This window comes from Fulvivirga sediminis, from assembly GCF_016757215.1.
Lineage (GTDB): Bacteria > Bacteroidota > Bacteroidia > Cytophagales > Cyclobacteriaceae > Fulvivirga > Fulvivirga sediminis.
The window spans coordinates 135,337-157,077 of the sequence record NZ_JAESIY010000001.1; the positions used below are offsets into that span (position 1 = coordinate 135,337).

Annotated in this window: 18 protein-coding genes; 10 read left to right on the forward strand and 8 right to left on the reverse strand. The window is 36.7% G+C overall.

Features of this window, described 5'->3' with window-relative positions; genetic code table 11:
- Positions 1-90 precede the first annotated feature (90 nt).
- The gene (locus tag JL102_RS00640) at positions 91-468 is read left to right on the forward strand and encodes a hypothetical protein (RefSeq protein ID WP_202241578.1); all 378 of its coding nucleotides are present in this window, start codon (positions 91-93) and stop codon (positions 466-468) included.
- Between the two features lie 44 nt (positions 469-512).
- The gene (locus JL102_RS00645; RefSeq protein WP_202241580.1) at positions 513-3,491 is read left to right on the forward strand and encodes an AsmA family protein; all 2,979 of its coding nucleotides are present in this window, start codon (positions 513-515) and stop codon (positions 3,489-3,491) included.
- Between the two features lie 54 nt (positions 3,492-3,545).
- Here JL102_RS00645 and JL102_RS00650 read toward each other — a convergent pair whose 3' ends face one another.
- Positions 3,546-4,331, reverse strand: a complete 786-nt coding sequence (locus tag JL102_RS00650) for an Fpg/Nei family DNA glycosylase (RefSeq protein WP_202241581.1) — start codon at positions 4,329-4,331, stop codon at positions 3,546-3,548.
- A 173-nt stretch (positions 4,332-4,504) separates the two neighbouring features.
- Here JL102_RS00650 and JL102_RS00655 point away from each other — a divergent pair, with 173 nt between their 5' ends.
- Entirely contained in the window at positions 4,505-4,729 is a 225-nt protein-coding gene (locus JL102_RS00655; protein ID WP_202241582.1) for a FeoA family protein, read from the forward strand.
- Positions 4,730-6,844, forward strand: a complete 2,115-nt coding sequence (gene feoB / locus JL102_RS00660) for a ferrous iron transport protein B (protein WP_202241583.1) — start codon at positions 4,730-4,732, stop codon at positions 6,842-6,844.
- Here the strand turns inward: feoB and JL102_RS00665 are convergent.
- A complete protein-coding gene (locus tag JL102_RS00665; protein ID WP_202241589.1) occupies positions 6,841-7,248 on the reverse strand; it encodes a hypothetical protein in 408 nt (135 codons plus the stop codon). The two genes, feoB and JL102_RS00665, sit on opposite strands and share 4 nt — an antisense overlap.
- 99 nt (positions 7,249-7,347) lie before the next feature.
- On the opposite strand from JL102_RS00665, the gene JL102_RS00670 reads away from it, so the two are divergent.
- Positions 7,348-9,156, forward strand: coding sequence for a MutS-related protein (locus JL102_RS00670; protein WP_202241591.1), 1,809 nt, complete (start codon positions 7,348-7,350; stop codon positions 9,154-9,156).
- Positions 9,157-9,198: 42 nt separating this feature from the next.
- Here JL102_RS00670 and JL102_RS00675 read toward each other — a convergent pair whose 3' ends face one another.
- The 4 genes from JL102_RS00675 to JL102_RS00690 form a co-directional block, all read right to left on the reverse strand.
- Positions 9,199-9,741, reverse strand: coding sequence for a hypothetical protein (locus tag JL102_RS00675; protein ID WP_202241593.1), 543 nt, complete (start codon positions 9,739-9,741; stop codon positions 9,199-9,201).
- Positions 9,742-9,828: 87 nt separating this feature from the next.
- Positions 9,829-11,268: an N-acetylmuramoyl-L-alanine amidase gene (locus JL102_RS00680; RefSeq protein WP_202241595.1), complete on the reverse strand. Its 1,440-nt coding sequence runs from the start codon at positions 11,266-11,268 to the stop codon at positions 9,829-9,831.
- 69 nt (positions 11,269-11,337) lie between these two features.
- Positions 11,338-12,381 (reverse strand): SanA/YdcF family protein, encoded by a 1,044-nt coding sequence (locus JL102_RS00685; protein ID WP_202241599.1) that lies wholly within the window; start codon positions 12,379-12,381, stop codon positions 11,338-11,340.
- Between the two features lie 124 nt (positions 12,382-12,505).
- Positions 12,506-13,669, reverse strand: a complete 1,164-nt coding sequence (locus JL102_RS00690; protein ID WP_202241609.1) for a CNNM domain-containing protein — start codon at positions 13,667-13,669, stop codon at positions 12,506-12,508.
- A gap of 278 nt (positions 13,670-13,947) precedes the next feature.
- Between JL102_RS00690 and JL102_RS00695 the strand changes: the two genes are divergently transcribed.
- From JL102_RS00695 to JL102_RS00715, 5 genes are all read left to right on the forward strand, one after another.
- Positions 13,948-15,861, forward strand: coding sequence for a peptidylprolyl isomerase (locus JL102_RS00695; RefSeq protein ID WP_202241610.1), 1,914 nt, complete (start codon positions 13,948-13,950; stop codon positions 15,859-15,861).
- A gap of 13 nt (positions 15,862-15,874) precedes the next feature.
- Entirely contained in the window at positions 15,875-17,014 is a 1,140-nt protein-coding gene (locus tag JL102_RS00700) for a 5-(carboxyamino)imidazole ribonucleotide synthase (RefSeq protein WP_202241611.1), read from the forward strand.
- A gap of 5 nt (positions 17,015-17,019) precedes the next feature.
- Entirely contained in the window at positions 17,020-17,544 is a 525-nt protein-coding gene (gene purE, locus JL102_RS00705; protein ID WP_202241612.1) for a 5-(carboxyamino)imidazole ribonucleotide mutase, read from the forward strand.
- A gap of 22 nt (positions 17,545-17,566) precedes the next feature.
- The gene (locus JL102_RS00710; protein ID WP_202241613.1) at positions 17,567-19,450 is read left to right on the forward strand and encodes a hypothetical protein; all 1,884 of its coding nucleotides are present in this window, start codon (positions 17,567-17,569) and stop codon (positions 19,448-19,450) included.
- A 259-nt stretch (positions 19,451-19,709) separates the two neighbouring features.
- Entirely contained in the window at positions 19,710-20,228 is a 519-nt protein-coding gene (locus JL102_RS00715; protein WP_202241614.1) for a PH domain-containing protein, read from the forward strand.
- Positions 20,229-20,239: 11 nt separating this feature from the next.
- Here the strand turns inward: JL102_RS00715 and JL102_RS00720 are convergent, their stop codons facing one another.
- Positions 20,240-20,626 (reverse strand): STAS/SEC14 domain-containing protein, encoded by a 387-nt coding sequence (locus JL102_RS00720; RefSeq protein ID WP_202241618.1) that lies wholly within the window; start codon positions 20,624-20,626, stop codon positions 20,240-20,242.
- A 14-nt stretch (positions 20,627-20,640) separates the two neighbouring features.
- Positions 20,641-21,663, reverse strand: a complete 1,023-nt coding sequence (locus JL102_RS00725; protein ID WP_237390275.1) for a potassium channel family protein — start codon at positions 21,661-21,663, stop codon at positions 20,641-20,643.
- Between the last annotated feature and the right edge of the window lie 78 nt (positions 21,664-21,741).

The following is a 21,741-nucleotide window of genomic DNA, read 5'->3' on the forward strand; positions in this document are numbered from 1 at the left end:
GTTAACATTAAGTTAACATTAGAATTTTTAGATTTTAATACAATGTTTACAGCAGGTAAGGCGTTGAATAGGTAAGAACAAGGAGAATGGATGAAAAGATTAGCGTTACTTTGCCTGATTGCGACCGTGGGATGTGTTGAGGATCAGGATACTTATGATGTGCAGAGTCAGTGGTCAGTTTCTTGGAGTTCTGGACAAGAGCTGGTGAACGGTGAACTGGTTTTGTATAAAGACAATTTGGCCAAACTAAAAATCTATGGTAATAATAGTTCACTTTTTGTGAATGATACGGTTAAAGTGAACTATGAGTGGAAGCTAGATGATAAGGAACTTAGCCTTAAGAGGTTAGATAATCAGATTTTATTAAAATATAGAGTGATAGAGCGGTCATATGATCAAATGGAGCTTTCTTTTGCAGATGATGTTAAGGTTAATCTCCATCTCAAAAAGGACTACACTAACATTTAATATTAATCTTTGCTAAATTTGTTTCTTATAAAATCTTAGCAAACATGAAGAAAGTCCTTATTATTTTTGGTAGTATCATTTTGATACTGTTGGCAGCTGCATTTATCATTCCTATAGCATTTAAGGATCAAATAAAAGCCAGCATAGATAAAGCTTTGGCGGAATCAGTAGATGCTGATATAGTTTGGGATGTTGAGGACTTTAACATCTCATTATTTAAAAATTTCCCAAATGCTACGGCTAACCTCAACAATTTTGGGGTTTTGAATCACGCGCCTTTCGAGGGGCAGCTGCTTTTTGCAGTACAGCAATTTGAGGTGGAGGTAGATTTGTTTAGCCTTTTTGGAGATCAGATTAAAATTGAAGGGATAAAGCTCCATAGACCCGAAGTTTTTATCAAAGTTCTGGAAGATGGAAGAACAAACTATGACATAGCTATTTCGGATTCTACTGCAGTGGAAGCTTCACAAGACACTACTACCGCGGCTTACAATATTGGTATAGATCACTGGGAGATTAATGATGGCCATGTGGTATATGATGATAAATCATTACCGTTTAAATTGGAAATCAAAGAACTTAACCATAACGGAAGTGGAGATTTCACCCAAGATATTTTCGATTTAACCACTTATACTTCAGCGGATTCGGTTACAGTAGATTTTGATGGTACAGAATATATTACTGATAAGCATTTAGAAATTGATGCCATTTTGAGCATTAGTGATGAGTACAGCAAATATACCTTTAAAGAAAATACAGTTAAGGTAAATGACTTCGCGTTAAGCTTTAAGGGCTTTCTTGCTTTGTTAGATGATGGAAGTATCGATATGGACCTTACGTATGGTACTAAGGAAAATACTTTTAAGAGTTTGCTGTCGCTTGTACCTGGTGTATACACAGAAAGTTTTAACGATATACAAACAGAAGGTACCCTTGCTTTTGATGGAGGAGTAAAGGGGTTATATGATAGTTTAAGTATGCCGGCCTTTAACCTCAATATGAAGGTTAACGATGCTCTCTTTAAATATCCAGACTTACCGAATGCTGTCAAGAATATAAATATGGATTTGGCTGTGGCCAATACAGATGGGGTAATAGACAATACAGTAGTAGACCTAAAACAACTTCATTTAGAGTTTGGAGCCAATCCATTTGATGCTAAGCTACTTCTAAAGAATCTTTATAATTATGATATGGAGGCTAATGTTAAAGGAAGTCTTAACCTTGAAGAACTTAGCAAAATGTTTCCTATGGAAGGGATGGCAATTAAAGGGAGCTTTAATGTGGATATGTCTGCCTCAGGAGTATATGATAGTGTGAAGCAAATTATCCCTAGTATAGATGCTACCATGAGCATGAAGAATGGATATGTTAAAACTTCAGAATTTCCTTATGCTTTAGAAAACTTAGGTTTTGATGCCAGTATTACTGATCCTACAGGTAAAATGAAGGATTTTAAAGCGGTAGTGCAAAACTTTAAAATGGTAATGGATGGACAACCTTTTGAAGCAGCAATGATTGTGAGTAATTTGGACAATTACACCTGGGATGTGAGCGCAAAAGGAGGTGTAGATCTTGAGAAAATTACTAAAGTTTTCCCGCTAGAAGGTATGGAGCTTACCGGTAAAATAAATGCCGATCTTAAAACAGCAGGTAATATGGCAGAGTTGGAGGCAGAGAGATATCAGAATTTACCTACTAGTGGAAAGGTAAGTGTAGAAAGCTTTACTTATAAGGATGCTGAGCTTCCTTACGATGTAACTATTTCTAATGCTGCCGTATCCTTCGATCCTCAAAAAATGAAGATTGATAATTTTAAAGGTACGGTTGGTAAGAGTGATATGGCTATCACAGGTTCTGTATCTAACTATATAGGTTACATGTTTGGAGATAACCAAACCATAGAAGGAGCTATGAATTTTAACTCTAACCTTCTTGATTTAAATGAATTTATGGAGGAAGATGAAGATCCTGCGCCAGCTGTGGGAGAAGAAGAAGCCTCTTATGGAGTGATACAAGTGCCTGAAAATATAGATTTTGTATTACATTCTAACATCAAAACAGTTAAAGTTATGGATATGGATATTACCAATGCTAAGGGTGATATTATAGTTCGTAACGGTATTGCTAACCTTAGTGATTTGAAGTTTAATTTGCTTGGCGGAGCCTTTGCCGTAAATGGTGATTATAACGCAAAAGATATCAATGACCCTAAGTATAATTTCTCACTGGATATAAACAAGCTTTCTATTCAAAAGGCTTTCCAAACTTTTAGTATTGTGCAAACTTATGCTCCTGTGGCTAAGACTGTGAATGGAGACGTTTCTACTGATTTTAAAATCAGCGGGTCATTGGATAAAGAAATGATGCCTAAAATGGAAACAGTAAATGGTAGTGGTGTGCTTGAAGTACTTCAGGCTTCCATGAAGGATTCTAAAATAGTGAAAGGGATTACAAGTCTTACTAAACTCAATAACACTGATCAGGTAACGCTGAAAGATGTTATGATGTCTATCAAAATAGAAGATGGTAAACTTAAAGTAGAGCCGTTTGATGTTAAATTAGGAGATTATACCACTAATATTTCTGGTACTACAGGACTAGGAGGAGGAATTAATTATAATGTGAAAATGGATGTACCTGCAGGTAAATTAGGTACTCAGTTTAATAGTCTTATTTCTCAGTACTCTGGTAGTTCAGCTTCATCAGGTTCTACTATTCCTATAAATATTGGTATTGGAGGTACTTTTGATGACCCTAAAGCTACACTTATTAGCAGTGAGCAAAAAGAACAAGTAAAAAATGCAGTTAAAGAAAAGGCTAAGGAGGAAGTGAAAGATGCCGCAGCTGACCTGCTTGATAAGGTGAAGGATGAGAAGGCTAAAGAGGTGATAGGTAATATCCTAGGTAATAAGAAATCTGATAGTACCAAAAAAGAGGATTCAAAAGTGGATTTCGAGAAAGCAAAAGAAGAAGCAAAAGATAAGATTAAAGATCTTTTCAAAAGGAAGGACAAATAAAGAAATGTAATTTGAATAAAAGGCCGGATGAACCGTAGTGTTTATGCGGCCTTTTTACTTTTTGACCTGCCATTTAGTACTTACAAATGTACCTCGACCTCCTACCGTGATCTTTTCTAGTTTGTCTCCTGTATGATAGCATATGCCTCCTTTTTTGCGGTTGTGTATTAGAAAATATGACGGGAAATCATCATAATTGGCTTCCTTTTGAATGGCTACCTCACAAACATGCTGAATCTTTTGATAGATCGTTTTCTTATCCTCTTCTGAGAGGTGGTTGATTGGTGTTTCAGGATGAAGCTTGCTTTGGTAAAGAATCTCGTCAGCCATCCAGTTACCGATGCCTGACATGGTTTTTTGATTGAGAAGGAAGCTTTTGATAGGAGATTTGCGCCCATCCAGGCTTTTTATAAATGCCGACTGGCTGGTGCTTAGTGCGTCACTACCCAGATTATGATCTTGCTGAAACTGCTCTATGCTATCAGTAAGGTTTAGCCAGCCAAACTTTCTCTTACTGATGTACGAAAGCTTAAACCCATTATCAAAGTAGAAGAGTACTTTCGTGTATTTAGGAATATCTTCATCATCCTTAAAGTATTGCCAGTTACCAGTCATCCCAAAATGTACTACTAGGTATTTAGCTCCTGTGGTTTTTATGAAGATATACTTTCCTACTCGTGTGATGGCGGAGAAGGATTGACCCTCGATATGTTTTTTGAATGTAGGTATAGATACCTTGAGGAGCTTGGTATCGATCACTTCTGTTTTAATTACTTTTTTGTGAAGTACGGTGCTCTCGGCATATATGCGGTACATTTCTACTTCTGGTAATTCGGGCATGCTTTTATGTTGTTTAACATAACTGAGAGGTGTATGGTTAAAAAGGTTGAGCTTTGGCTTTTAAATGACAAAAGTCAGCCAAATAAATGATCTTATTTTGAATCAAACCTTTGGCAAAAAGGGCGCTAGGTCATATCTTCGCAATAGTTTGTAATTAATCTAAATAAAAGAAGGTGAATACAAGAAGTGTAGTAGACTTAACCCCAGGAGAAAGTGGAATAATTAATGGCTTTATGGATGACACCCTTTCTTTAAAGCTATTGGAGATGGGATGTTTACCCGGTCAACCTATCAAATATAATTTTGCAGCACCTCTTGGAGATCCTATCTGTGTGAGTGTGTCAGGTTATAATCTTTCCTTAAGATTAGACGAAGCTATTACTATTTCTATTCAATAGATGTCAAACAGGACCATTCCCAAAATTGCATTAGTAGGGAATCCTAATTCTGGCAAGTCATCGCTTTTTAATCACCTCACTGGATTAAACCAGAAAATAGGAAATTTCCCTGGAGTAACTGTAGATAAAAAAACGGGCATCTGTCATCTGGATGCTACACATAAGGCAGAAATTATAGATTTGCCTGGTACCTACAGTATTTATCCCAACTCTACAGACGAGAAAATCGTCTTCGATATATTAGGAAACAAGAACAACCCTCTTCATCCAGACATAGTTGTGGTAATTGTAGATGCCTCTAATTTTAAGAGGAATTTACTGTTATTTACTCAGCTTTATGACTTACATATTCCTACTGTGTTAGTGCTTAACATGATGGATATTGTGGAAAAGACGGGCTTGAGCATAGACGAAAAGAAGCTTTCTCAGGAATTGGGTGTACCTGTTATACCTATGAAAGCCAGAAGAGGAAAAGGTGTTGACGTCTTGAAAAAGACCCTGCTAAACGATATGGATTATCATTTCAGCCCTATCTTTGAAGCCAGGTCTCACGCACCAGAAGCTATTGATGCTGTAAAAGAAATGTTCTCTATCAATGAGGACTATGTGGCTTATCAAATGCTACAGCAGCACCGCATTAACCAATCATTAACGAAAAATGAGAAGAACTTACTTACTGACCTGGTAGAGAAGCATAACTTCTCTAGAGATGACCTTAGAAGAAAAGAAACGCTGGATAGGTATGCGGCTATCAATGATTTTATAGATGGATCAGTAAAAGAAAATTTTACTACACTTCCGAAACACTGGACTCAGCGGCTGGACAGGATTTTTACGCATAAGATTTTTGGTTATGTAATATTCTTCTTGATCCTATTCCTCATATTTCAATCGATATTTGCTTGGGCAGAAGTGCCCATGGATCTTATAGATCTGACATTTTCAGAGTTGGCGACTTGGTTGAGTGAAACATTGCCGCCAGGAGTACTCACCAGGCTTCTTACAGAAGGTATTGTGCCTGGTATCGGAGGTATAGTCATATTCATTCCTCAGATAGCCATTCTTTTTGCATTTATAGCCATTCTTGAGGAGACAGGGTATATGTCTCGGGTGGTTTTTCTTATGGATAAAATCATGCGAAAATTTGGCCTTAATGGTAAAAGCGTAGTACCTCTGATTTCTGGAGTAGCTTGTGCTATTCCTGCCATCATGGCTACAAGAACAATAGAAAACTGGAAAGAAAGGTTGATTACTATTTTTGTAACACCTCTAATGAGTTGCTCTGCTCGTTTGCCTATTTATACTATTTTAATAGCGCTTATTGTGCCAGATAGAAGTTTGTTTTGGTTTATTAACCTGCAAGGTGTGGCGCTTATGGGGCTTTACCTTTTAGGTTTTTTAGCAGCCATTATATCAGCTTGGTTCATGAAGTTGATCCTGAAGAGCAAAGAAAGAAGCTTTTTGGTAATGGAGCTACCTACCTATAAAATGCCGAGATGGAAGAATGTGGGTATAACCATGTTTGAGAAGTCTAAAACTTTTGTTTTTGAGGCTGGAAAAATCATTTTTGCTATTTCTATAGTACTTTGGGTATTTGCTTCTTATGGTCCGGGTGATAGGATGGACAAGGCTGAGGAGGTAATCCTGGCCGAAACTCAGAATCAGCAACTAACTGAGCAAGAGTTACATAATAAGATCGAATCTTACAAGCTGGAAAACTCATATGCCGGTATTTTCGGTAAAACCATTGAGCCTGCCATCAAACCGTTGGGCTATGACTGGAAAATAGGCATAGCACTTATTACCTCTTTCGCTGCTCGTGAGGTGTTTGTGGGTACCATGGCTACCATCTATAGCATTGGGGAAACAGATGATGAAATGACGATAAAGAGCCGTATGAGGCGCGAGATTAACCCTGACACGGGAGGACCTCGCTACACTTTGGCTACAGGATCTTCATTATTAATATTCTATGCCTTTGCTATGCAGTGCATGAGTACATTGGCCATAGTGTACCGTGAGACTAAGGGCTGGAAATGGCCAGTACTTCAATTACTGTACATGTCGGGCTTAGCCTATTTATGCGCTTTTATAACCTACAATATATTTTCTTAAAGATGGCTTTTTTCGCTTATTAGCTTTTTTCTAGCCCAATTATTGGCCGCCTCCATACTGCTTACAACTTTGTAATCAGTGGCAGGCGAGCAAATAAAGAAAACAGTATTTAGTGTTATTTTCATAGGGGCTGATGGGGCCACATAGATCAGCCCTTGTAATTTATCACTCATAAGCTTTTTGTGCTCCCTATAAAAATAGGCTAATTGAGATTTTTGCTCTACTGTAATTACTTTAGCTACTCTTAGGTCGGCAATAATGATTATTTTAGTCTCCAGATTATCTAGAAAGGATTTGCAATCGGCTAAATATTGATTAAATATTTCAGGTTTAGCACCTTCGGCACTTATTTTATTTAAATAAAGGCCATTTTCAAGTTTTGTAAATTCAGAGTAAGGTGGCATGGTTAGTTTTGGTTGAACAGGTTCTCTATTTTAGAGATTATTTTTACTTAGTAATAAGTATAATCTCGTTTCAAGTTATTATGAATATACATTTTTAAAATGACAGAAAATAGCAATAGCATAAAAGAAAAGTTTTCAAATAAGGCTACTCATTATCAAGAGATCCTTCAAAAGCTTGAAAAGAAGCATGCTTTAGTTTCGGCTTTTAGAATTATTATTTTCCTAACTGCTTTAGTGCTAACGGTATGGCTTACTAATGCGCGGTTGGTGTCAGGCGTATTTATTAGTCTCAGTATATTTTTAGTCGTTTTTATTCTCTTAGTGAAATATCATAATAAGTTGACCCTGAAAAGAGATAATGCCCGGGCGCTTATGCTTATTAATCAGCAGGAGCTACAGCGCTTAGAATATAATTTTACAGGTATAGATACCGGACTTGGCTTTCTTGAAAAATCTCATCCCTATATTAAAGATTTAGATGTATTTGGAGAGCATTCCATATATCAATTTATTCAAAGGTCAGAAACTCCTAACGGCCGGGCTACACTAGCTCATTGGCTTAAAAGGGCGGCCTCTGGTGATGAAATCATTTTACGTCAGCAGGCTGTAAAAGAATTGATGTCTGAGCTTACCTGGAGGCAAAACTTCCAGGCTGCTGGAATGACCAGCCAAAAGGATGATAGCAAGATTGAAACACTGCTTAGCTGGATTAATGAGCCAAATGAAGTATTACATAAAACATGGCCTAAGATCTTGTCTTACCTTCTTCCTGTTCTTGCGCTGACAAGTCTATCAGGAGTTATATGGTTGGGGACCAGTGTTTACTTTTTCATTGGCATGATGGTGGTCAATGGAGTAGTGCTTAAAAGATTTGCTGAATATACTGCTAAACTTACAGAAAAGACTTCTGCTGGTATAGAGGTTTTAGGAGCTTATGGTAGAATGATAAGCCATATAGAAGATAATAATTTTAAGGCACCTATGCTTTTGCAATTAAGAAATACCTTTATCCATGAAAATGTAAAGGCATCAGCCTCTATTTTGAAATTAAATAAAGTTTTAGATTATCTTCAGTCTCGAGCTAATTGGTTTTACAGTATATTTAATTTAATATTTTTGACCGATATTCATCTGGTTTTAAGTGCTGAAAAGTGGAAAAATGAACAGCAGGCCGATGTTAATAAGTGGTTTGAGAGTATTGGTCAGCTAGAAGCCCTTTCTAGCTTAGCCGCTGTGGCTTATGCCAACCCGGATTATAATTTTCCCATAATCAGCGGAGATGGTTATCATATAAAGACTGAGGCCTTGGGGCATCCCCTGATTAGTCCAGCAATTAGAGTAACCAATGATCTGGAAATGAATGGGCGTGGTACTATCAATATTATTACGGGTTCTAATATGTCAGGAAAGAGCACTTTCTTGAGAACATTGGGCGTGAATGTAGTTATGGCCCTTGCTGGTGCTCCTGTTTGCGCTAAGGAAATGGAAACTTCTGTTTTTCAGATTTTCACTAGTATGAGAACAGAAGATAACCTGGAAGATAATACCTCTTCTTTTTATGCAGAATTAAAACGAATACGCTCATTGCTTGATTTACTTAAAGAAAGTGAATGTCCAGTACTCTTTATGCTGGATGAGATACTGAAGGGTACTAATTCTATTGATAGACATAAGGGTGCGTCAGGGCTTGTGAGGCAACTTGTAGATGAGAATGCCTTGGGGTTTGTATCTACTCATGATTTAGATTTAGGGCAGCTGGAAAATGAGCTGAAAGGCGTTAAAAACTATAGCTTTAATAGCATAATAGAGAATGATGAAATTATTTTTAACTATAAGCTGGAAGAAGGCTTATGTAAAAGTTTTAATGCCAGTAAGCTAATGGAAAAAATAGGTATTAAGATTCAGTAATCATAAACAAAAAACCTCTTCGCACGTGAAGAGGTTTTTATTTTAATTTCTTGGTATTGAAACCTTGGGAGAGGGTAAGTCCTTTAAGCCTAAGGCTTCTATAACTGCATGGTAAGACAAGTCCTGTCTTCCTGAGGCAAGCCAATCTTCTGAAGGTACCACCACTACTCTTATAGTCCACCCATCCGTTTCCTTAGGGGTTAGTAGATCGTATGAGAAATTGGCTTGAAGAAATACTTTTACGTCTTCAGTTGTAAAATCATTTTTGTATTGCAATATTCCATTATCAGTTATTTGAGTTTCAGGTAAAGGAAACCATACGTCAAGCCCCTCTTCCTGTCCAAAATACATATATACCAATGCAACATCAGTATCGAAAGTGTCGAAACCTGAAGGATAAGGAAGTATTGCGGTATATTTGTTAGAGGCAGTGAAATCAACATCATTGAATTCAAAAAGGTATGCTCCTGGTCCCTGAGGACCTTGTGGACCCTGAGGACCTTGAGGCCCTATATCTCCTTCTCCACATGCACTTAATAAAAATATTGCAGAGAGACTGAATAATAGATAAATAGTTTTCTTCATAGTTAATAATTTTGGAAGTGATTAAACTTAACCAAAGATCAGGCCAGTTAAAAAACATGGCCTGAAAATTAACTTTAAAAGTCGTATTTATCTTTTTTGTTTCTTTTCTTTTAAGAATTCTTGGTAGTCTGCTTCATCTCCGTACTTATCTTCATACAGGGCATCCAGGGTTTTAGAAAACTCCTGATTGTAACTGAGCCATTGCTCAATAGCACTTAAATACACCTGAGCTACATCTTTTACCCTGCTGCTAGTTCTAATCCCTCCAATGGTATAATCAGTTTTGCCAAGCAAAGGTATTTCATCCACATTGTCCTGATAAAGAGCTTCAGTATAAGCTATAGGCCCCTTTACTACTCTGGTTAAGTATAGGTTTCTATGATATACACCAGTAGAAAGGTCTGAAAGTATAGAGTAGTTTTCGGCAAAGCCAAAGTCATTATCAACAGGTACGGCTTCCACTTTTAGTTCATCATTAAGAGCTTTTATGATATTAGAAGCAAAAACATTGGACTCCTCCAAGTCATGAGAAACTAAGAGTCTTAAGAGTTCAAACCTTTGGTCTAGCTGCTCATTACCGTCTATCTCAAAGCCCATAAACGAGCCAGGAATAAATACCATACTGTAGTTGCTATTTACAGGTTTAAGGTACTTGTCATTATATCTAGGATTATTTTCACTGGCATTATAGTGAATAACTAAGGTGAGGTCAGGATCAAAGTCATTAATTTTGTTTGCTCTTTGCACAAAATCCATGTTTCTGTATACATCATAAAAGAGCATAAAGTCTGTAGCATCCCCCGATAGGAAATAGTCTAATTTCTCTCTATTAAACCAATCGCTTTTATAGCCAGAAACGATGTCATTTTTTGTATTATTCGAATTTTTCCATTCTTGAAAGGTAGAACCCATGGCACTTTTACCATAGTCATGAGTAAGCATTACTTTGGCTCCTTTTTCTTCCAGCATTTCTTTTAGCCTTAGAGCAGTGGTATAAGCGAGGTTGGCCTCAAAAAAAGAAATATCTCTTTTTTGTTTATAGTATTTGCCCTCCACTTTTACATACCTTTTTTCAAATTCGGCTTGTTCAAAGTTTCCAGCCATATGTCCTGGATCTAGTGCTATTTTTAAACCTTTAAATTCACTAACAGGATACTTGGCGGGATCAACATGGGTATCATTAATTCCATAGAAATATTGAGTTCCTTTTCTTTTCAGGATATCAATAATTTCTTCATTGGTTTTGGTTTGTAGCAACTCGTTGAAATGGGGCATTTCGCGCCAGTGAAGTACAAACTCTGGTTTATTTACTTTTTGACTAGTGGAGTAGATGTACAGGCCTCGGTCATTCGCTACTACATTGTCCAAACATTCTGCCTCTTTACATAGAAACTGTAAGTTTCTGTTTACCCGGTCCATATAAAATTGTTTTACGGGGATGGGTTCAATCTTTTGGGAAAAAGATCTAGATGAAAAAGTGGCCGAAATGGCAATAATAAAAAATAACCTGAAGAATGAATTTTTCATGAATCAGTGATTTAATCCCTTAACTTTGAAATTTTTTAGCTAATATCAAAGATTTTGATCTATATATATCTATACGTTTCTTCTTTTTTTACCAAAGTCGAAAGCATCATAAGATAGGTATATTGCTATGCCTAAGTATATGAGTATAAATGCAATAAAAACAAGGTCTCTTTGACCAAAATTAATTTGCCGCCTTACTCCTGTAGTACCATATTCTGGTTGTGTATTTAATACAGCTATATCCAGAATCATTTTAGGCACTGCCAGGTGTTCTCTCAGAAACATGGCCCAGTTCATATCGCCTTTCGCTTCATAGCCGCGGGCGTCTACACCAAAATACCAAGAGAGAAACAATGCTCGTTGTAAATGAAACCCTTGGCTTACAATTACAACATCTTGCATGCCAAAGTATCTTTTGGAACGAACAATAGAGTCTAAGGTTCGAAAACCGGCAAAGTCTAATTTAATGATTTTTTTAGGAATACCTCTTTTTACCAGGCTTCGCATCATATCTACAGGTTCGTTATAGTCTGCAGTGCTGTTATCTCCGCTAATTAATATTTTGGAAATATAACCTGCATCATATAGCTCTTTTACTGCATCTATACGAGCGGTGTAATAGAAGTTTTCATGTACACCATCTTGTAGCAGTTTGCTGGTACCTAGAAGTAATACGGTGTATTTTCTTTTTTCCAGATCAGCTGTTTTGGAGGCTATTCTTATGTTGGAGTAAAAGTCTACAAAAAGGTTAGCCATAAAAATGAACAGCAAAGCAGTGAAAATTAAACTTAATAGCCTTTTTGTAATCCATAATAAGCCATCCAGAAAAAAAGAACCGGAATAAAATTTATCCAGTTTATAAAGTAAAAAATGATCTACCACACTGTGTATAACCAAAATGGTAGCGGCCAAAAAGAAAAAGCCGAGAATATTCCAACTGTCTACGTTAGAAAAATATCCCTTTGTTAGCTCCCAAACAGATGAAAGTGTTTCCTTTCCGTTATTGATATCAGATATCAGAGTACTGATATCACTATAATAGAATGGGATAAGAAATAGTACAACTAGTAAGACAAGAATAAAAATGTAAAGTAGAAACTTTAAACCTTTCATAGGTAATAATAGCAAAAAATTAAGTTTAGTAACCCGCTATGGAATCCTAAAAGTATAAAAGTCCTTTAAACCTTGGGAATTTTTTGCGTTAAAAAATTAATAACATGTAAGAACTTATTAAAAATTAAGCTTCCTTGGACTTCTCAGTATCGTTATCTTCTTGCTGAGGAGGCTGTCCTCCTGTAATACCATATTGTACTACCTCTTCTGCCGTAGCGTTATCATTATCTGTTGGTTTTTGCTCCTCAATTATGCCTAGTTTCATAGCTCTTTTTTTCCATCTGATTCTGGCATATTCTTGCATATCTTCCACATTATCATACTCATCCATAATCTCTTCACCTAATAAAGTTTCCATTACATCTTCCATGGTAAGTAGTCCTGAAACACCTCCGTATCTGTCATTAGCCAGGGCAATATGTTCTTTGCTTTCCAAGAATTGATCTAGCAAAACAGGCAGTCGGATGTCTTTTGAGATCATGGTGATCTCTCTTTTTATTTCATGAAGTTTTTTTTCATGATTGTCTTCTGCCATTTCGGTGAGTACATCATTTTTGTGTACATATCCTGTTATGTCATCTCTATTTTCATTGAACACAGGAATTCTTGAGAATTTAGAAAAATCCTTATTCTTATACAGGTTTAAAATAGTATGGCTTTCTTTTACCATTACCATTACGGTACGTGGAGTCATAATATCTTCAGCAGTGATATTCCTGAATCGTATCATGTTTTTGAGCATGCGAGACTCCATCTCCTGAAAAATTCCTTCTTTGTGTCCTATATCTGCCATAGCGGAGACTTCATCACGGCTGATAGAGGACTGAACTTCGTCATTAGACAATAATTTCGTGATAGCCTGAGACAATAGCACTAGTGGGTACATGAGGAAAATGAGTATTTTTAATGTGGAGGCGGTAAACCTTCCTAAAGATTTCCAGTAGCTGGCACCTATTGTTTTGGGTATGATTTCAGAAAATATCAAAATAAGAAGGGTAAGCACCCCAGAAACTACCCCTAAGTATTCATCACCAAAAACTATGGCGGCCTGTGCGCCCACACCAGCAGCACCTACCGTATGAGCAATGGTGTTAAAGGATAATATGGCTGCTAAAGGCTTATCAATTTCATTTTTCATTTTGCCCAGTTTTTCGCTTAGCGCATACTTACCTTTTTCCTTTAGTGATTCTATATAAGAAGGTGTTATAGACAACAATACGGCCTCTAGCACCGAGCAAAGAAAGGAGATGAATATAGCTAATAGCAGATAGAGAATTAATAGGCCCATGTTTAATGAATAATGGTTGTTTAATAGTTAAGTGCCTAGAGGCTAATAATGTTTAATTGCTATCAATAAATCCCTTATAAGCTAAATGCTGCTTTTCAGTATCAGGGCAAAGTCTTTAATAAGCAAGATTTATTGGAGAGAGCTCTATCCTCAGCTCAGTTGGCTGCTTATCTACCTTTATAGTTACAATTCAGAATTTGTATATTTGATTATTCATTAACTTACCCTAATTGCTTGTGCTAACTAAAAACTTACCCTCAATATGGTTACTGTGTACCATGTTATGCATTGCCGCTTGTGAATCTAAAGTAAAAAAGCCTGTTACTAACGTAAATCTCTTTTCAGATTCTGTAGTTGTAGATATCTACGACCTGGCCGATAGGCGTGATACCGAAGCCTTATTGGCATACTTGGATCATGATAATGCAGAATATCGTAGGCTTTCGGCGGAGGCTTTTGGCTCTGTAAAGGATACTATGGCCATACCCAAGTTAGGTATCTTGCTTAATGATGATCATGCTGAAGTAAGGAAAGCAGCAGCTTATGCGCTAGGACAGAGTTACGATAGCAGTGCAGTGAGGCTGTTGGTTCAGGCATTAAGTGGCGAAGATAGTGTGATGGTGAAGAATCAGATGCTTGAGGCGTTGGGTAAAGTAGTGACTCAACCGCAGATTGAGCTTTTGTATAAAAGACCAATTGAAGATGAAATAAAAGAAGGGCTGGCCTGGGGTTTGTATAGAGCTGGCCTGAGAAGTGTATATGATGGAGTAACTACCGAATGGGCCATTAATCTTCTAGATAGCGCTAACACCTACCTTACTCGTTTGGGGGCCGCTCATTATTTAGCCAGAATTAAAGGATTGGATTTAAAGAAATATCAAAAGGAAATAATTGATGCTCTCACAAGGGATCAATCTGTGAATGTGAGAATGGCACTGGCATCAGCACTTAAAAACCTTAACTCTAAGGCTGTAATAGAGCTTCTGTCTAAAGAGATAATAGGAGATAATGACTACCGTGTGAAGGTTAACTCACTTAAGGCACTGTACAATTATGAGTACGAAGAGATTAAAGTGGCTTTGTATAATGCCTTGACAGATAAAAATGTAAATGTTGCTATTACTGCTGCAGATATTATATATGAAAAAGCTGATTCTTCTGATGAAATTTATATTACCGAGGCGGCTTTAAAGGCTACCAACTGGAGAGTGAAAGCCATATTGCTAGGTTCTGCTTTGAAAATTACCAATAGCAAGTCTGAGATTTTCAGGCAAATAAAAGAGCAATATGAAAGTAGTAAAAACCCATATTTTAAAGCTGCTTTATTAACTTCTTTATCAGATTACCTAAAAGGATATGACTTCATTATTACCAAAACATTTGCAGCAGAGCATCCTGCTATTGCCACTGCTGGTACGGAGGCATTAGTCTCTTTAAGAATGCAGCCCTCTTTTCCTGAAGAGTTGAAACCAGCTTTTGCTGATATTTTTAAGCAAGCAATGGAAACGGGAGATATTGCTATGGTGGCAATAACGTCCAATCTTTTGTCTGATACCACCTATCATTTCAAAGAAGAATATGACAGCATCGATTTTCTTTATACGGCCAAATCAAAGCTTTCTCTGCCTAAAGACAATGAAGCACTACAAGTATTGAATAAAACCATTGCCTACTTTGAAGGTAAAGATGATATTCCTGTTACTGTAAATGAATTTAATCACCCTATAGATTGGGATTTAATAAAAACCATACCTCAAAACCAGAAGGTATTAGTTAAAACAGACAAGGGGGATATTACCATGCGGCTTTTGGTAAATGAGGCCCCTGGTTCAGTCGCAAATTTTGTGCAATTGGCAAAAAGCGGATATTTCAATGGAAAGAATTTTCATCGAGTAGTTCCTAACTTTGTAGTACAAGGGGGCTGTAATCGTGGAGATGGTTATGGTGGAGAAAATTATTCTATCCGCTCAGAGCTAGCCAATCTGCGATATCAGGAAGGTTCGGTAGGTATGGCCTCTGCAGGTAAAGATACTGAAGGAACTCAGTGGTTTATTACTCATTCTCCCACTCCACATTTAGATGGCAGATATACTATATTTGCACAAGTGACCGATGGTATGGATGTGGTACACCAAGTAGAGGTAGGTACTGTTATTCAGTCGGTAGAAGTATTAGGTGATAAACAAAAATAACAGAGAAAACGGCATGTCCGCATCAGTTCAAACACAAAAGTTAGGCATACTTGGAGGAGGCCAGTTGGGTCGTATGCTTATACAATCTGCTTTAGATTTTAATATTGACATTCATATTCTAGATCCCGATGAAAATGCGCCATGTAGAAATGTGGCTAGCACTTTTACTGTAGGCTCTTTGAAGGAATATGATACGGTATATGATTTTGGGAAAGACCTGGATATTATCAGCATTGAGATTGAAAGTGTAAATGTAGAAGCTTTGAAAAAGCTGCAGGCAGAAGGGAAGAAGGTATTCCCTCAGCCGGAGGTAATTGAGCTTATACAAGATAAAAGGGTGCAGAAGCAATTTTATAAAGATAAGGGAATCCCTACAGCAGATTTTATTTTAACGGATACTAAAGAGGCTGTAAAGAAAAATGCTGATTTTCTGCCTGCAGTAAACAAATTAGGTAAAGAAGGTTATGATGGCCGCGGTGTGCAGATATTGCGCTCAGAGGATGATTTGAATAAAGCTTTTGAGGCACCTAGTCTGTTAGAGAAACTAATCAATTTCAAAAAGGAGATTGCTGTAATTGTAGCTCGCAACGAACAAGGAGATATTAGTACTTTTCCTGTAGTAGAGCTGGTTTTTCATCCAGAGGCTAATTTGGTGGAGTATCTTTTTGCTCCGGCAGACATTGCCGATGAAGTAGATAAAAAGGCAAAAGCTATCGCTACTGAGGTGATAAAAGAGCTGGATATGGTAGGCCTTTTAGCTGTAGAAATGTTTGTTACTCATGAGGATGAGGTGCTTGTAAATGAAATAGCACCAAGGCCTCATAATAGTGGGCATCAGACTATAGAAGCGAATTTCACTTCGCAGTATGAGCAGCACTTGAGAGCCATTTTTAATTTGCCTTTAGGAAATACTGATTTGGTTTTGCCTTCTGCTATGGTAAATTTATTAGGAGAAGAAGGTTTTACAGGCATAGCTCAATATGAGGGGTTAGAAGAAACTATTGCCACTAAAGGCGTTCATGTGCATTTATATGGCAAAAAAATCACTAAGCCATTTCGAAAAATGGGTCATGTAACCATAGTAGAGGCAGATGTAAAACTCCTGAAAGAAAAAGTTGATTTCGTTAAAAATAAATTAAAAGTTAAAGCATAAATAATATGAGTAAGGCGCAAGTAGGAATTATCATGGGTAGCCAGTCTGACCTAAAAGTGATGAAAGAGGCTGCTGAAATATTAGAAGAGTTAGGAGTAACGTATGAGCTTACTATAGTGTCAGCCCATCGTACGCCAGAGCGCATGGTTAGTTATGCTGAAGGAGCCAGAGACAATGGGCTTAAGGTAATTATTGCTGGAGCAGGTGGAGCCGCTCATTTGCCAGGTATGGTAGCGTCTATGACTACTCTGCCAGTTATTGGTGTGCCGGTAAAATCAAGCAACTCTATTGATGGTTGGGATTCCGTATTATCTATTTTGCAAATGCCAGGTGGTATACCAGTAGCTACTGTAGCCTTAGATGGAGCTAAAAATGCAGGTATCTTAGCTGCAGAAATGATCGGCGCCTTTGATGATAAGGTTGCTGACAACCTTGCTGAGTATAAAAAGCAATTAAAAGAAAAGGTTTTGGAATCAGCCAAGAGCCTGGAAACGCATGGTTGGAGAGGTGGAAAAATAGGATTTCAATAAAGCATTTAGGGCTGATTTGATAATGAAAACAAGAACGCTTGCCATTATTTCTTTTTTAGGTTTGATAGTCAGCCCTCTTTTTGCACAGCGCGATGCCCCTTATGATATAAAATCGGCTGGTGATAATTATAGTAAAAAATGCACAGAGTGCAATGAGATGATTACCTCTAAAGCCGTAGAGATAGAATTTGGGGTTAGGGCAGAAGGTAATGATATTTATTTTCTTTGTAATGATGCCCAATGGTTTATTGACTTGATAGGTAGCAATGGTGATGGCATAGCCATTGATATTATTTCTAAGAATCAATTCAGGTGCAATTCTAAAAATCATTTCAGCAAATCATCTATGTCCAGGGGCTACTTGCTGCCGCCTTTGTATAAAAAGAAACTACTGGAGCAGGCACTTTATACTGAAGATGGTTTTTTAACAATTAAGGTCGGTACTATCCCCTCTTCCTATCGAAATCAAGACCTGGAGTTTAATATTCTATTTCTTCAAGATCATTTTTTATGTTATTATCAGTGGTTTTTTAATATCGAAGGAGCCAAGTGGGAACTGTTAGATATGGGCTTATTTGTAGATACGTTGCAAAACAACAATCTTATAGATAAGGCTATAAGTTTAAACAAGCAGTTCAAATTTGAAATCCCCTTTGAAAAAAGCAAATCAGTATATAATCCTGCAGATATCAGACCTATATATGATTCTCTGCAATTATATGATTATGACATAAAGCAGCTTAACATAGAGGCTTATACCTCCATAGAAGGTTCTCGTGAGGTTAATGAAGAGTTACAACAGAAAAGAGCTAGCTCCATAGCCAGTGCACTTGCAGAGCTACAAGAGCACGACCTTAATATCAAAATAAAGACAGCAGAAAACTGGGTAGATTTTTTCACTGATATAAAAGATACCCCCTTTCGGTCTTGGGAAAGTATGAACAAGAGTAGCATTAAAGCACAGCTTGAAAATGACAAAGTGCTTGATAAACTTGAGCCTATTTTAAGTAAACATAGAAAGGCCATTTTATACATGACCTTAGAGAAGAAGGCTACTTATCAATTTGAAAGTGAGCAGGAAGCCATATCATTGTTTGATGAGGCAGTAGAGCAAGAGAATGTGGAGGCAGCCCTTGCCATCCAGAAGGCCGCATTTTATTATATCCAAAGCAATAAAATGCCTGATAGTCTTATTGATAGATTAGAAGTGCCTCAAGCCCGTTTCTTTGGCCCTGTAATTAATAATAAGCTGGTTTATAAGCATACTTTTGACCCTCAGAATATATATTCTGCTCTTGAAGAATTTGAAAAGCTTTATCAATTAATGCCAGAAAATGCTCGTGTATTGTATAATTTGGTGGCATTGCAATTGGAGATTTTGGCTTATGGTGATTCTACATTAGATGAAAAGCAAATATTATATAGAATTAAAAAACTGAGTGAGTCGCCATTAGACAATTCGTTGGTGAATAGGCTACAAATTAATTATGGTATTATAAAAAGTGATAAGTTGAATAATGAGCGTCGTTACAAGGAAAAGAACGATATGCTCAGAACTATTTATGACATTTATTCATCTCATGAACTTTCTGAATCTGATGCCTTAAGTATGGCTAAGTATTTTGTAAGCTTTCAGCAATATGGCTTGGCAGTGTCAGTTTTGAAGCCTTATATTCATCAGTTAGATGCTTCTGAAGACCTTCTTTTCTTCTATATCAACCTTACTATTATAGATCCTAAATTGATCAATTCCCCTTCTTATAGATCTTTACTGATTAATGCGTCCAATAAAAATCCAGAGCGGTTTTGCCAATTATTTAACAGCTCCTTAGATGGAGGCATTACTTTTCAATTATTAGATAATGCTAAGTTGAAGAATCAGTATTGTGAATCCTGCTCTGAGTGAATATACTTTATTTAGTTATATTTATGGTTATTTATATTCAATAAATTCCATTACGTAGTAGATGTTTTTTTAGCTTTATTACTAGGATAAATATCGTTCATTAATGTCTTTTATTTGAAGTCATACTAGCTCAGAATTTTTAGAGGAGTAATTACCTTGAGCTATTTGTGAATTTATATATTATAAAATATGTAATTAAAATTATATATTTACCGAAACTAAACTATTTAACCTTTACCTCCTTTATCATTAGATCATTATGGATGTTTCTGTCTATGCCATTCCCGCTGTTGCTATAATAGTAATGTTTTGTTTAATGTCTGCTTCTAAGAAACAACCACAAGTAGATGTAAGGGGCAATGTGATATTAAAATTGCCAATATTCTATTTGATTATCGGCCTCTTTGCTGTAATTGGTGCCATTGCCGTGCTCATTCATGGTTTGATAAATCACGAACCTGAAAGTCCATTTGCGTTGCTCTTTATAGTAATAATGATGTTGGGCTTGGGAATTCCTTTATTGCTCATGGGGTTAAACTTCCGCTTAATCATAAAAGATGAAGGAGTAGAACAGCGGACGATGTTAGGCCAGACCCAAAAAATAGAATGGTCCGAAATTCACGATGTTTCTTTCGGTAAAGTTTCTCTGGAGCTCAATATAATAAGTGATAGCAATAAGATTAAAGTCCATATGCATTCAATAGGTTTTGTAACACTATTAGAAGCGCTGGAATCTCATACCGATTTTAACAGAATTAAAATCGGTATTCCACAATAGGTTTTGGTTTATTAGCTATTTAGCCATTTTCTGGCACCCTCTTCATTGTCAAAATATTGAATTTCTGAAGTGTCGCTGATTGAAGTTTTAATATTGTCAATATAAAACTGTTTGAAAACGTCTTTTTCTGCTATGATGGCAATTCTGCGCAATCCAGCATTTACTGCTTTTGGTAATAATTCTTCCTGAAGCCATTGTGTATTAGAAGGGCTTACTACCCCTTGTTTTCTAATATCACTTAGCCATTTATCAGCTCCCTTACTGTGTAGTTCTATTAATGCTTGTGAGAAAACGCCTCTATAAATTTCTTCTGAAGGAATTTTTTTCCAGATCACTACTATAGTGTTAAGTTCTTTTTCAAAGGTGATAGACGCAAAAGCATCGTTTCTGAGTTCCATAATGATATATGTTATTAGTTTTTAATAAAATGATTATTGAAATTATGTAAGTTCTTTTTAGTTCCTAAAATGATCAGTACATCTCCTTTTTCTATTTTCTTATCAGACTGAGGGTTGAATATAAACCCTTCTAAATCATCTTTAAAGGCTAGGATAGTTACGCCACTTTTATTTCTAATGTCCAGCTCTTTGATCGTTTTATTATGAAATTCGTTTTTTAATTTGGCGTAACTTACTTCTTCCAGCTCAAGCTTAGCATCTCCTACGCCATTGAGTAATTCAAGAAACTCAATTACATAAGGTTTAGTGATAAGGTTGGCCATATGTATACCTCCAAGCCTGTCAGGCATAACCACGTGCGAGGCACCAGCACGATATAATTTCTTTTCTGAATTGGTTTCAGAGGCTTTTGCTATTACATTTATTCTAGGGTTAATTTCCTTGGCTGTAAGTGTTATAAATACATTATCAGCATCGCTAGGGAGCGCTGTGATTACTGTGGAGGCTCTTTCTAAACCCGCTTCTAAGAGTATTTCGTCTAGCGTAGCATTGCCGCTCACAAAAGAGTATTTTTTGTCTTGAGGAACGGTTTCTATCACAGAGGTATCCTTTTCTATGATTACAAACTCCTTTTCTGCTTTATGTAACTCTTCGCAAGCCATGGCTCCATTTCTACCGAAGCCACATACTATAACATGGTCTTTTAACTTATTCACTTCTCTGTTCGAAATATAATTTTTAAAAACACGGCCCAGTTCTCCTTCAAACAAGAAGGTTGATAGTACAGAAACAGTATACGCAAAAATCCCAAGATTAAAAATAATATAGATTAGGGTGAAAATCTTTCCATTAACAGATAATGCGTTAACCTCTGTATAGCCTACTGTGGCAAAAGTGATAACTGCCATATATAAGGCATCTATTAATGTATAATTTTCCAGTACCACATATCCTCCTGTACCTACAATTAGGCTTATGAGGAATAAAATTGTAGCATAGATCAGCTTGGTTATACTCCTGGGCAAGTTAATGTTCATATCAGTGTTTGAAGATATTGATATTGTGAATTCTATCCAATTATTATCGCTTTACTGTGATTGAAATTATGTTTGAAC